The 13,451-nt window shown below is 37.5% G+C and carries 9 protein-coding genes; 3 read left to right on the top strand and 6 right to left on the bottom strand.

Annotated elements, in window-relative coordinates; all coding sequences use genetic code 11:
* Positions 1-42: 42 nt before the first annotated feature.
* The 4 genes from FEK29_RS11945 to FEK29_RS11930 all read right to left on the bottom strand — a co-directional run bounded on the left by FEK29_RS11945 (position 43) and on the right by FEK29_RS11930 (position 9,768).
* Positions 43-4,227 carry an SNF2-related protein gene (locus FEK29_RS11945; RefSeq protein WP_161595355.1) on the bottom strand — a complete coding sequence of 1,395 codons (4,185 nt, stop codon included), beginning with the start codon at positions 4,225-4,227 and terminating at the stop codon, positions 43-45.
* An 84-nt stretch (positions 4,228-4,311) separates the two neighbouring features.
* The gene (locus FEK29_RS11940; RefSeq protein WP_102995033.1) at positions 4,312-4,533 is read right to left on the bottom strand and encodes a hypothetical protein; all 222 of its coding nucleotides are present in this window, start codon (positions 4,531-4,533) and stop codon (positions 4,312-4,314) included.
* 4 nt (positions 4,534-4,537) lie between these two features.
* Entirely contained in the window at positions 4,538-8,641 is a 4,104-nt protein-coding gene (locus tag FEK29_RS11935; protein ID WP_138258672.1) for a DUF6908 domain-containing protein, read from the bottom strand.
* Positions 8,642-8,943: 302 nt separating this feature from the next.
* On the bottom strand, positions 8,944-9,768 hold the full coding sequence (locus FEK29_RS11930) for a tyrosine-type recombinase/integrase (protein WP_138258671.1): 825 nt from the start codon (positions 9,766-9,768) through the stop codon (positions 8,944-8,946).
* Between the two features lie 109 nt (positions 9,769-9,877).
* Between FEK29_RS11930 and FEK29_RS11925 the strand changes: the two genes are divergently transcribed.
* Together FEK29_RS11925 and FEK29_RS11920 are read left to right on the top strand one after the other, a co-directional pair.
* Positions 9,878-10,303: a hypothetical protein gene (locus tag FEK29_RS11925; protein ID WP_138258670.1), complete on the top strand. Its 426-nt coding sequence runs from the start codon at positions 9,878-9,880 to the stop codon at positions 10,301-10,303.
* Positions 10,287-11,057, top strand: a complete 771-nt coding sequence (locus FEK29_RS11920; protein WP_138258669.1) for a tetratricopeptide repeat protein — start codon at positions 10,287-10,289, stop codon at positions 11,055-11,057. The genes FEK29_RS11925 and FEK29_RS11920 overlap by 17 nt, the downstream gene beginning before the upstream one ends.
* A 608-nt stretch (positions 11,058-11,665) precedes the next feature.
* On the opposite strand, the gene FEK29_RS11915 is transcribed toward FEK29_RS11920, so the two are convergent.
* Both FEK29_RS11915 and FEK29_RS17970 read right to left on the bottom strand, forming a co-directional pair.
* On the bottom strand, positions 11,666-11,884 hold the full coding sequence (locus tag FEK29_RS11915; protein WP_138258668.1) for a hypothetical protein: 219 nt from the start codon (positions 11,882-11,884) through the stop codon (positions 11,666-11,668).
* Positions 11,885-12,022: 138 nt separating this feature from the next.
* A complete protein-coding gene (locus tag FEK29_RS17970; RefSeq protein ID WP_161595354.1) occupies positions 12,023-12,175 on the bottom strand; it encodes a hypothetical protein in 153 nt (50 codons plus the stop codon).
* A 213-nt stretch (positions 12,176-12,388) separates the two neighbouring features.
* On the opposite strand from FEK29_RS17970, the gene folP reads away from it, so the two are divergent.
* A complete protein-coding gene (gene folP / locus FEK29_RS11910) occupies positions 12,389-13,201 on the top strand; it encodes a dihydropteroate synthase (RefSeq protein WP_044230153.1) in 813 nt (270 codons plus the stop codon).
* Positions 13,202-13,451 lie beyond the last annotated feature (250 nt).

Genomic DNA, 13,451 nt, shown 5'->3' with positions numbered 1-13,451 from the left:
GATCATTTTTTATCATCGCTTGTTTATTATTTTGTTAATGAATTATGCAGCCTTTTTCAGGGCTTTGATGCGTTGTAGGCGTTCTTGCATTTGCTTGAAAGCACCACGTAGTTTTCTGATTTTATCGAGTTTATCTGCTGAACTTTCCAGTACTTCACCTTTCTTGGCTCGTTTGGTATCGGTCGCTTTTGCTGATTCACCACCATAGACCATCAGCTCAGTGAGCACCTTCTCATTGAGATAGGCAAACTCTTCCACACGCTCGGCAACCGACTTGGGTTTATAGCCTTTTTGCTCACGATCTTTGATGATTTCCTCTGCCTTTTGGTTTACCGCTTCGGTTCCGGTTCGTTCTTCCAGAATGCGTTGCTTTTCCTCAATTTCTGTATTGATTCTGCCGTTTACCTGTTCAAAATCAAAATTGATGTCGTAGCCTTTGGGCTCCAGTACTTGTTCCAATCCACGCTTTAATGTGGCATTGGCTTTTCGCACCGTATCATAGATGTTTTGATCTCGATAAGTGGTTTGGGTAGTTTCATCCTCCAAATAATCCTTGTAGATTTTTAACACCGTTTCAATGCTTCGAGCTTGCACTTTTATCGGATTACCATCTTTATCGGTGGTCTTTTGAGGCTTGTAGCGTTCAACTGCCTGATTGATGTGCTCAATATTGCTATTGAAATTATCACGAGCGGACTTTATATCGGTGAGGACATTTTGCTGATTTTTTAAGCTATTGATTTCATCCTGAATTTGCTCACGTTCTTCCATGAGTAGCAATTCAGCCAAAGCTTTTGGATCGGTTACCAATCCCATTTTTAATTCAGCCGGATTGAACTCTTCTAAATTCAAGGCATTGGTTTTTCCTGCTCTGTACCAAATCTCATTGATACGGCTAGTTTTTTCTTCCAACTTTTGAAAGATGAACGTGTCCACACTGTCTTCCATAAGCGGATTGACAATTCGTACATTGGCATAGCGGTTTCCAAATCGCCAAATACGACCTTCGAGCTGCTTCACATCCGTAGGGTTCCAGTCGAGCCAACAATTGTAAAGTGTAGTGGCTTTGTTTTGAAGGTTTATACCTTCCTTGATGGTCGCACTTCCAATCAATACCTTGATAGTTCCTGCCAAGAATTTCTCTTTGATGCCTTCCTTTTTTGCAGCACTCAATCCACTTTTGATAATACCTACCTCGTTATCCTTGAAGCCAATTTTCTTAATCAGGTATTCACGGATAAGCGGGAAGAAACTCACTCCGGCATTCATGTAAATTACCTGTCCGCTTACATCTTCACCACGCATTTCATGGAATCGCTTCACACTTTTGATGCACTCCATCACATATTTCAGTTTAGGGGAGGAATCCACGTATTGCTCATAACTCGGATTTTTATCCGGATTACAGGCATAGAGGTATGGACTTAACGCCAATTGCCTTGCGAAAGAAAGTCCACGCAATATTCTTGCACCTTCTTCTTCATCTGCCGACATGTTGCTTTCATCAATGGATTCCCCTGAAGAACGGTCTTCACTTTCTTCCTCCATACCCATTGGGTTTACACAGAAATTGGTAAGGCTTGTTCTGCCTGTAACATACAGCTCCACATCCTGCATAAAACCTCTTTGCGTTGGGGTAAGCGGTAAGTTGGTACTGATTTGCTCTTCGGGTGAAAGAGCAATAACCTGGTCGCCTTCACGCTTGTTTACCATCGGTAACACAATCTTGTTCGGACGTTGGATATTGGCATCTTCACCGGTTTTGTAAGTGATGAATTTGAATATGAGCGATTGCAAAGCAATGAGGTTAGCAAAGCCCATCACAATCTCTTTTCGTTCCGGTTTGAGCTTGGCATTGATTACCAATTCCAAACTGGTTTTGATATAAGTGTCAAAAAACTCTTTGATGTTTTTCACTCCTGATTTTTCCAATTGCTGATAACCGATCAGGGCAAGCATGGAATAAATCTCTAGCGGTGAATTGGTAAATGGCGTAGCGGTTAAAAGCAGTACGTTTCTCATTTTATTGTTTCTAAGAATGTACTGGCTAATCATAAAGCCACGCAAAGCCGTCATAGAAGGCTGTCCGGATTTGATTTCATAAGGAGCTCGTTCACGTTTACCACTTCCTTGCTGCTCACCTTTTACCTGAGTAAAAGACTTTTTCATGGCATGGGCTTCATCCACTACCATGTAATCAAAACCAAGCTCTTCGATGTTTGCTGTTCCACCTTTAACACCACGTCCCATCATCTCTTCAATCTTCTCAAAGAGCTTTACTTTTTCACGCTCTTCCTCGGTTCCTTGGTTGAGAATATCAAAAAGCTCATTTCCAATGGTGTCCCACGTTTCATCATTAAAGGCTAATCGGTTAAAACCTTCATAAGTGAGTACCGAAATGGAATATTCAGGAACCGGTTGCACTGTGCCGTTTTCATCCATTAAGAGTTCTAAATAATCTCGTCCAAGATTATACAGATCCATTACCTGATATTGAGGCAATACTCCGGTAAGGGTGACTTGTCCTTTTTCCACCACACCTCGCAGTTCCGACAGCCAGTTTTTATAGGTTTGATTGGGAACCACAATAAATGGACGTTTACATTGTCCGCTTTCCAAAGCTTGTGCAAGCGATAAAATGGCGGTCATTGTTTTACCCACACCCACATCATAGGCAATACAGCCCGAACCATGCACACTAATAAACCCAATACCTTCTCGTTGAGCTGGACGGATAAATAGTGGTTTGTTTTTGAAAGTAGCGGAGCAGGTAAAGGCTACCGGAATTTTGAAATAGTTGATTTCTACATAGCCGTTGTAACGCTCATTCCAAAGCTGCTCAATCTTTAACTGGTCTTCACGAGTAAGTCCCTTTGCCAAAAACTCCACAAAGAAAGTATCACCTTCCTGTTTAGCATTTTGACGAATACGGAGCTTTTCTTCTTTATCGTAATGCCTTGGCGGTGTTCTGCCATCTATGTAGTAGGAAATAATATCCCAAGCACTTGATTTTTTAAAGTCATCTTTAGGCTGATTGCGAAGCCATTGTTTAAAGGCATCAGTTAAGTCCGTTGTACCTTCTTGCCATTTTCCGGTCGTGGAATTGTACTCTGTAAAAGCGGTTCCATCGGTTAATGCTCCCACACGAATTTCTTTACCAAAAGAAGAAGTAGGCTTGATAAACAAGCGATTTTCTTTTCTTGGATCGGTTAGGGTAAGTTTTGGTGGTTTTACCGCTTCCAGTCCTTTCCATTGACGGTTGTATTGCTCTTCGCCAAAGGTTTGAATGATGGTTTCCTTTTCACGCAGCAATACCGATTGACGTTTGTAGATGTTTTCAGCATAGTAGAGTACGCTTGGCATGTAGTCGTCATTGTAGTAGCAAACCACTCCGGCTTTGAGCCATTTATCCAGTTGTTTGCCTACTTCGTTTAAAGGAACCACATATTTTGACCAACCATTTTTCTTAGCCAAAATCACTGTTTCATCATTGTAGCCATTGGTTTTGCGTTTGTACCAAACCCATGCTTTGATTTCATCTTCGGTAAGTCCTTTGTTGTATTGCTGCATGATGTCGTCAAAAGAGAAATTGTCTTTTGCGACCACCATGGGAGCCTCCGGGTTGATGGCTTTTTGTAGTTCCTTTTCCGCTCGTTCCTTTTTGGTTTTCTGAACGACTTGCTCAATGTTTTCTTTGTACACCTTGTCCTTTACCAAATGCTCCACATCGTCTTTGATGTTGGATTCAAGAGCTTCTACATGTTTTATAGGAACATCTACCGAAGGCACATTAATACCTGTAATTACATCATCCATGGAGCCTTTAACCTTTGTGGTTGGCTTTCCAAAACGGTCGGTCGTTTCGTATTGCTCTCCCAATATTTTAGTAGGGTTTTGCTCAAACCAAGCATCACCCATCAGTAAATTAGGTTGCTCTGTTTGACTAACAGATTCAGTTTCTTTCACCGTTTCCAGTTCTTGCATTTCGGCTTTGAGCCATGGGTAATCCTGCAACACTTCTTCGGGAATTTCCTTACCGGCTTTTATGGCTTCGGTAATGAGGTATTCATGCTGTTTACCGTCTGCATGATTTAATACCATTGGGCTACCGGTTTTTTCAATCGCCTTGATTTGTTGGTATTCTGTTTTTCGCATTTCCCATGCGTACTCAGCAGAAGTAATGTCGTTCGGACCAATAAAGCCTCGTTCTTCTAGTAGTGGATCCATGCTTTTTTGTTTTTTAAGTTCTTCTAATCGTTTGTTTGCCTCTCGTGCGATTTGGGCAAAGCCTTTATATCCTTGTGCCATCCCTTATGCGTTTTGATGAGCTAATTCCTGTTCAATAAGTGCTATGGCAGAGCCAATGGGCATGCCTTCTTTAGCTACATAGCGGATAATCATTTCCTCAATTCGGGCATAACCCTTTGGAGTGCTTTGCATTTCACACACGTATTGCCATTTATTGGAATCACATTCCTGTAATTCCAATTGGATTAATTTTTTCAGTTCTTGTATAGATGAATTTTTTGCCATGTCTTTAGTTTTTGCGTTTGAATACTATGATGTCAGTTCCGATGTCGGTGGTTTTAAACATTCGGGCAGGAAGCCTGTAAGCATCTACCAAATCGGCTTTGGCTGCTACCTTTTCTTTGAGCTTGTTGTATTTGGAATTGTTACTTAGAAAGGCACTTGGAATAATGAAAACCAAAACACCTCCGGGCAACAATAAATCCAGTCCACGAGTAATAAAGTACTGGTCGTATTCGGTGGCTCCAGTCCATTTCTTTTCGCCCATGCCTGCCCATTTCCCTGAAAATTCACCGTAAGGAGGATTGCCAATAACCAGTTCATACTTAGCCCCACCAAAATCATCTTTCAAGTGGGTGTTACCTGCAAAAAAGAGGGTTTCAAAAGGCTGTTGATAGATACTGGCATTCGGATAAATGATTTCTGCAATGCGGACTGAATAAGGATTGATTTCATATCCGACCAATTCAGCTTCTTTGGGAGCGTATTTGAAAAAGTTTCCTGTTCCACAAGAAGGCTCCAATACTGCACCACCTGAAAAACCGAACTTGTATGCCAAGCCCCACATTTTCTGCACAATAACCTCCGGAGTAAAGTATTCATACAACACACCTTTGCCCGAAGCTCCTTGTTTGATTAAGCCACCGCTTCCAGTATATTGAGCAATAAACTGTTTATCCTCTTCTGAATAGGATTCATCTTCGGCATCTTTCTCCACGATAAACTCTTCAATTTGAAGATTCAAGTCATGCTGATTACTCGACTTTTTATCGGGTTTTGCTTCCGATTTAACCGCAGGTGTTTTTTCATTGAGTAGATAGCGAACTAAATATTCCAGTACGCCCGAAGTAGCTCCGGGTACTTTCCAAATCTCATTGTCTAAAATCAGATCATCGAGGTAATTGCGAATGATTGCTTTATGTTTTTTCTCTCCTGATTTACTTTGTGTTACCAAAGAAGAAGATTCCAGTTTGATAGGAGCTCGTTCCTTAAAACGCTTGCGAATATCTTTTACCAGTTCCAATTGAGATTGAATGGAAGTGGCTTCAATACGATCTAAAAGAATGGTTCTTAACTTCGACTGATTGTAGGGATTTCCAAATACCAACACTTTGTTTTGAGGGTATTCTTCATCGGTCATTTTCCATGCAGCAGGTAGAATAAAATCAATAGAACCTTCTTTGGCTGCCGGACTTTTATCAGGAATTTCACTAATGGTAATACCTTGTTTCTTGGCAAAGGCAATTAGTTCGTCAAGAGCTTTTCTCAGTTTCTTTAGCTTTTGCTCTTCATTGTTGTAAATGCTATCCCTGCTTTGAATATGAGCTGCAAGTGTTTTTACATGTTCATCAAATGCAGCTTTTAAGGCTTTCTCTTTTGTTGAGAAAATATCTTTATCAGAAACCGGTGTACTTGGAGAAGAAGAGCCTGAAAAGTCACCAAATTGTTTACCCGAAGAATTGCCGTAACTAAATCCTTTTTCAGGAATGGTTCTTAATCGAATGGAACCTCTGTATCCAGTTTGTTTGGTAAAAGGGACTTCAATGTCTTCCTCCGTATCCTTTAAAAGCTCTGATTCTTGCTCTTTGGGCTCATCAATTCCTTTGGTAATTACCGCATTAAGAGCGGTATCAAAAAACACATCACCAGTATCGGGATAATCACGTTCATAAACGGCATCCACCATAAGAGGCATCATTAGCACAAAAGGATGTTGTAACCCTCTAGCATCTTTGGTTTTTCCTTTTTCAGCCAGTAAACAACCTTTGGTTGCTTCCAATACACCTAGTTCCAATTCGGTGATTCCCAAATGCAATATTGCCTTAATGGAATCTATGAGGATGTCCACGGCAAAACCAACAAAGTAGCTGCCTACTTTTAAGCAAACAGGGTAATTGTCCGGCTTTAAAAATCCGGAACGCTTCATGCCTTCCAAAAAGCCCAATAGGCTTTCCGCATCTATGGGTTGAATATGATTTAAGGAAGAAGGAATAACCGAACTGTAATCCGGGTATCGAGTTTGAGTACGGTACTGCTCCACACGATCCTGATCTACTTCTGAAAGTCCTGTTCCGTCTTTACTTTCAACATTAATAGCCTCCCAACATTTAGGAGAAATACAATACAAGCCTTCGGCTACATGGTCGGTATCAGGAATAAAAAGGAGCTTGAATCCATTAGTAGCAACAATGCCATTTTTATCAAAATTCACCCCCAACATGGCGGTTCGGTATTCGTCTTTTGAAACGAAAGAAGCAACAATCTTTTGCAAGCCTTTATCCATCGGATCGGCTTTCCAGTCAAGTGGTTTAATTGCTTTTACCTGCTTGTATTCCTGCGGAACGAGTTCCCAAAGATTGGTAGAAAGAGCCTCTTTAAACTGTTCATCATCAATAATGCGATAGTAATGAGCCCAACCTAATTTTTTCATAGGCGTTCGCATTCCGGTCATTTGCGATCGAAGTATGGCTTCAGGAAAACTTTCTAAGTGATGTCCGTTGCGAATATCCATAAGAAGCACATCCAGTTCCCTAGCAGCTCCTTCGTAGTTCTTTTGTTTGTAGGCTTTGTCAGATGCTAGAAATATGCCATCAGGAGTTAATCCACTATGAGCAAGAATGCCTTCGTCTTTTGGTTGTTCTTGTGGTGTTTCAGGCTCAGAAACAGTTTGCTCTTTATTGTTTTCGGCAGCTTCTAATTCCAGTTTATGACCTTGATTCAAAAGATTGCTCAACCATCCGGATAAGAACTTGTTTTGCTCTTTTTTCTCTTTGAGGTTCACCAGTTCCTTACCGTCCTCAAACACATATACCGGTCGGTAACCAAATTGGTCTTGATAGTGCATGGCTTCACCGGTTTCCAGTTCCAAATCAATGCGAATCTGCATATCAGGATCGGGAACTAAATCGCCATTCTGACTGAAATAGTGAGCCAAAGCAATGAGGTAACGTCCTTTTTTATCCTGACCTAAAAAGTCATAGGACAAGTCCATCAAAGCTTTACTGTTCAATACCGATTTACCGTTTGGAGTACCTGCCTCCAAATGCTCATTGAGATTAGGAATGAGTTTTTGCAGCTTATTAAAAATGGCACTATACGGCTGCATCTTTTTAGGCTTGGATAAATTCTCCAATGCTTTCAAGTTCTTAGCCTTTTCCTTTAGCCAGTTATCGTAATTACCGGTAAGGGCTTTTTTATCCGCATCGGTAATATTGGCGTAGTTTTCATCGAGCCATGAAGCAAACGCCTCTGTGGAAGTGCTTTCGTTTTCCGGTTCTTCAATCGGCTTATTTATTTGCTCACGGAATTTTCTGAAAAACAAATGGTAATCCTTGGATGGAATTTGAGGTTTTTCAGGATCGGGATTCAGGATGTTTTGAATGGTATAGTATTCTTTCCAAATCTCATTTTTGCGGTCGCTTAAATCTGCATGATTCACACGCAACCAACCTGAAAACAGCAAAGGCATTTCTTCTTCCTCTAAATTGCCAAAATCAGCTTGTCGCTTGCGAGCGAACTTTCCAAAGGCATTGAGGATTTCTAATTTGTCCTTTTTGCTTAATGGGCGGTCGGATTGAACAAGAGGCTTTGCACTTGGTTCCTTGGTTTGAACTTCCGTTGGTTCGGACTTTTCTCCAATGATATTGCCTTCCTTAAAAAGCTGACGAGCTTTGCGGACATAGTTTCTTGGATAGATGTTGATGGAGTGGAGTTTGTCTCCAAAAGTTTCTTTGGCAAACTCACTTACCAATTGCTCTGCAATGTTTTTACTTGGTTCAAATACAATGTAGTTCTCCCAAAACAGTTTACCTTCATCATCTTTAGCTGCAATGCTCACATAACTGAAATTCTTATGATCAATATTTTCTTCGGATGCAGAAAAAGAGGGCTTTATATTTATAGCAATGGTTGTTTCTCCCGATTCGAGAGCTACTTTAAGGTTGTTTGCAAAATCTACAATGGAATTGGTCTTAGAAGCATACCACATATTTTGGCGGTAGCTGTATTTAAAACCTACGGCTTTTAATTGGGAGGTTGTTGCTTCGTCCGGCTTTTCATCAAAGCGAAGCTCTACACCGTTTTTATTTGTATTAAATGAAATATCTACCTTCATCCAGTCTTTTTATTATTTATAAAAAGCCTTTCTAAAGGCAGGGAAAGCAAAGCCTATATAGCAAACAGGCTGCGATTACACAAAGCCTCTATAATATATATATTTATAGAGATACTTCTGTGTGTACAAAGGTAATTTAAACACAGAAAAAAAGTTGGTTTTAAATTGTAATTCGGTACAAATTAAGATGCGTCTCAAATATTATAATACCTAAAAATCTTTATAATAAAGGCTTTGCATTTATTACAGGGATAAATTAAGCCGTGTTTCATCGGTACAACTTTTCCAACTTTTTCAGTCTGCTAATCATCTAATGGACTCTTTATATTTTGGATGGAATCTTTTGCAATATGCGTGTAAATCAAAGTTGTGCTGATATTGTTGTGCCCAAGTAGTTTTTGAATATGTGCTATGCTTATACCATCTTCAAGTAAGTGGGTTGCAAAACTGTGTCTTAAGGTATGTAGAGTCGCTGATTTGTTTATTTTGGCTTTTTTCAAGGCTCTCTTAAATAATTGTCCGGCACTTTCAGAAGAGTATTTACCTCCCTTTTGCCCTTCAAACAAGTACATCTTGGGTTTGTATTCTTTGTAATAATCTCTTAAAAGCAAGAGCACTTTATTTGATAGGATCGTATATCTATCCTTTTTTCCTTTTGCACCCTTTATATGTATCAACATTCTTTCCGAATCAATATCTTCTTTCTTTAACTCCAGCAATTCCCCAATTCTCAACCCAGCGCTGTAGATGAGCGAGAGTATTGCTTTATGCTTCAGATTGTTTGTGTTTTCAATTAGACGTATAGTTTCTGTTTTACTCAACACAACAGGTAATTTGTTTTCCCTTTGGGTTACTTTTAAATATTCAAATGGAATATCTCTTCTGTGAATTTCCTTATAGAATAACTTTAAAGCTCCAACAATTTGCCTTTGATAAGAGGCTGAGATTCCTTTAATGTTTACCAAATGATAAATAAAGCCAAATAACTCCTGGTCGGATATAGACTTGAATGGTTTATTGTTGAAGTGTGATTTTGTCAACAACAAATGCCCTTTGTAATTGGTAATAGTCTGTTTGCTATAACGCTTTAACTCCAAAATCCTAATAAATTCTGTTATAATATCCATTCAACAAAGATAGCTGTTTATACAGATTTATAGCAGATTAACATAGTAATACAATGATAAAATTTAATTGTTTAGCTATATTTGCATTAACAACAAGTTGTAACCAATTATGAAAAAAATTCTCGTCCTAACAATATTGCTTTTCTCTATTCAATCTTTTTCGCAGGAAAATAATGATTGTGACGAACGGGCTTTACCATATTGGGCTTATGAAATTAACAGCCGAATAAAGGGCGAAAATCCAGCTTTGAGAAAAGCCTTCAAAGAAATTCAATCATCAAAAACCGAAATTGAGCCAAGTAGCGGATTTATAACATTGAGATTGAATATCTCGAAAACGGGAGAACTTTGCGATATCGAAACTTTTCAAATTGACGAAAACTACAAGAGTACGGTATTTAACAACGGACAACTAATTAAGGAATTAGAGCAAATCACAATTGGACTTACTGACTGGGAACGGGACAAAAATTATAAAACGTACAACCTAATTAGACTGAAAATTAAAAACGGAAGAATTGAAGAAATTTTTTAAAATATTTGGCTACATAGTTGGTGCGATTTTAGTCATTGCAATTGGTTTTGGAATCTACCTATATTTTTGGAACGAGGATAGAATAGAGAAATCCAAAGAATTATCTGAACGAATTGAAAGTTTTGAATCAACAGATAGTGATGAGTATATGGAATACTCTGTAAATTTAAACAAGGCTGGAGATTTTGAAAATGGATTCAAATTTTTAAATAAAGCAGTAGAACTCGACCCAAAATTACATTTAGGTTACAGAGGATGGATAAGGTTAAGAAAAATGCGAGATTATGACAAAGCTCTTGAGGATTTTGACCGACTTGATAGTCTAACACCAAATTTTGTGGATGCACCTTGGGGAGAAGACATCGACTTCTTAAGAGCTGAATGCTACTTCGGCAAAAAAGAATATCAAAAGACAATTGACTTGTTAAATCGTAGCATAAAGAATCAAAAAGAAGATTGGGCTGATATTCATTCTTTTGTCTATTTGGGACTTTGCGAATTTGAACTTGGAAATTATGAAAAAGCGATTGGCGAATTTCAACGAGCTCTAAAGCAATCGGAATACGTGCCTGAATCCTTTTTTGGAATGGCAAAAGCCTACCAAAAACTTGGACAAATCGAAAAGGCAAAAGAGAACATATTGAAAGCAGAAAGTAATATGCAATACAAACGAGATGATGTTTATAACGAGTTTTTAAATGAGATTTATATGTCCGAAATTCAAGAATTTAAACAACAATTAAACAATAAATAACTGGTTACAACAATGGCTATAAACAATTGCTTTTACATGCTTATCTTGAAAATTCCTGCGGAATTTTCAACTTTTCGTGTACTTGTGAAAGTCAGTGCTAAACCACGCAACTGTTCATAGCCGAGACCGTTATGCACAATAATTTTTTTAATGGCGCTCACTGTTGCGGTTGAATTAAGCGCGTTCTATTTTGGTTTTTACAATCCTATACTCGTTTGTTTCGTGTTCCTTTGCCTTATTACGGCTGAATATTGTATAAAGGTTATCGGGCTTTATTCCTGTTTCTTTTGATAAAGCTGTTATGCTTCCAAATATTCGGGATTCTTTAGTTAGTTTGTTTATATATATATATGCCATTATTGTTTTAAATTGAAAAATAACCAAGTAGTCGACCAGAAGTGTCTAATCCTTTTTATCGCATTTAATTACAACTCTTGGTTATTTGAATAAATTATATATTTTTTCTGCTTTACATTCTAACTCTTCCCTTCTTCCAAAACCTATTATATCAATTATTTCTTCAATCAAAATAGATTGTTCACATTCGCAATCAGAATTAAAATCCGTATCTCTTTCGCATTCACAATATTCACATATCATTAGACTCATTACGCTGTAAATTTAGATTTATAAATTCTTTTTATTTTTTTGTTTCTCATAAAATCACAATCCCATTCCATTTTTACTTGCTTTAAAGAATAAACATCATTTTCTAAAGTAATAAAGTAATCAGTTCCTCTATAACCACCTTCAGTCATATTATTAGCAATCATTTGCTTTACTACTTTCTTATCGGTTGCTGTTAAATGTCCTTCTAAAATTTTCATAATTTCTATCTTTGTTTGTTATTGTTATACAAATATAAATAAAATAATTGTATTACACAAGTAAAAATACAAAATAATTTAAAATATTTGTAAAAACTCACTCAAACGCAGTTTGGCTACGCCACGCCATTAAAAAAATTACAGATGCATAACACCGTATAAAGCAAATAAATCGTTTACTAATTCTTTATTCCTTATTTGGTTATGTTCTTTACTAAACTTATTTTCATCGTATATATCTAAACATCCGTAAACATCTAGTATTTTTGCTATTTCTTTTTTTAAATCCATAATTATTGTTTATTAAAATTTACTTGCTTTATACAATCCGTTGGCTACCATAATCAGATTGAATTGACATTTGCTATCAAAGATACAAATAAAGAGAGTATAATAAATGATGGAGGTAATAGGATAGCCACTAAGATGGCAGTTGGAAAATAAAACGATTATCAGATTATATATAATTAAACTACAATTATTTAGACAAAATTTTAAAAACCTATGAAATTTCATAAGCCAAAAATATTAGGGATTGTAAATATTACTGAAGATAGTTTTTCTGACGGAGGGCTTTATCTGGATTACGGTAAAGCTTTGGAAAAATCTCTCAAACTGGTTGAAGATGGTGCCAGTATAATTGATTTAGGAGCTGCTTCCAGTAATCCTTCCTCCAAAGAAGTAAAGCCTCAAGAAGAGATTGATCGTTTAAAACCAGTAGCCGATTACTTGCTTACTAAAAATATTCCTGTTTCCATTGATTCCTTTAAATCTACTGTCCAACAATATTTTTTAAATAGAAACGTCCAGTATTTAAACGACATTCAAGGATTTTCCCATCCTGAAATTTATCCCGAAATTGCAAAATCAGATTGTAAACTCATCGTAATGCATTCGGTTCAGCGTTTTGGACCAGCGACGGTTATCGAAACTAAACCCGAAAAAGTATTTAATGAAATAATCGATTTCTTTTCACAACGTATCAAATCGATTCAAAATTCAGGCATTTCATCCGATAGAATTATTTTAGACCCAGGAATGGGATTCTTTTTAGGTTCTAATCCAGAATCTTCAATACATGTTTTAAAAAATATTTCTCAATTGAAAGGATACTTCAATTTACCAATTCTTATTTCAGTTTCCCGAAAATCCTTTTTAGGAGCCATTGTCGGGAGAGAAGTCAATGAACGAACACCTGCTACTTTGGCAACAGAGATTTATTTAAGTTATATGGGTGTAGATTATATCCGGACACATGATGTTAGGGCTTTAAATGATGCATTAAAAGTACTTGAAGTATTGAATACCGGTGTGTAAATATTACTTGACAATTATTATAAAGTTTGATTTATATGAAATTACGGTAGCCAACATTTTGTATAAGTAATGGCAGGGGAAGTGGTAAATATCAAGGTTTGTAGCCCGCTCAAACTGCGTAGCGGTTTGATAGGAAAGTACCACGCAATCTGCCACTACTCATACAATTTACCGTTAGCTTTAATGCGAGAAACGAACTCAGAATTCAAAATTGGATTTAAATTATGGAATTTGAAATCAATACAATAGA

Origin of the sequence: Maribacter aurantiacus, from assembly GCF_005780245.1 — a bacterium.
Taxonomy (GTDB): domain Bacteria; phylum Bacteroidota; class Bacteroidia; order Flavobacteriales; family Flavobacteriaceae; genus Maribacter; species Maribacter flavus.
This window is presented reverse-complemented; position numbering and strand designations above follow the sequence as displayed.

Bases quoted from the DNA above. Each gene is read 5' to 3' on its own strand.
- FEK29_RS11930 (WP_138258671.1), bottom strand. From the start codon at position 9,768: ATGGATATTATAACAGAATTTATTAGGATTTTGGAGTTAAAGCGTTAT.
- FEK29_RS11925 (WP_138258670.1), top strand. From the start codon at position 9,878: ATGAAAAAAATTCTCGTCCTAACAATATTGCTTTTCTCTATTCAATCT.
- FEK29_RS11935 (WP_138258672.1), bottom strand. From the start codon at position 8,641: ATGAAGGTAGATATTTCATTTAATACAAATAAAAACGGTGTAGAGCTT.
- FEK29_RS11915 (WP_138258668.1), bottom strand. From the start codon at position 11,884: ATGAAAATTTTAGAAGGACATTTAACAGCAACCGATAAGAAAGTAGTA.
- FEK29_RS11945 (WP_161595355.1), bottom strand. From the start codon at position 4,227: ATGGATCCACTACTAGAAGAACGAGGCTTTATTGGTCCGAACGACATT.
- FEK29_RS11940 (WP_102995033.1), bottom strand. From the start codon at position 4,533: ATGGCAAAAAATTCATCTATACAAGAACTGAAAAAATTAATCCAATTG.
- folP (WP_044230153.1), top strand. From the start codon at position 12,389: ATGAAATTTCATAAGCCAAAAATATTAGGGATTGTAAATATTACTGAA.
- FEK29_RS17970 (WP_161595354.1), bottom strand. From the start codon at position 12,175: ATGGATTTAAAAAAAGAAATAGCAAAAATACTAGATGTTTACGGATGT.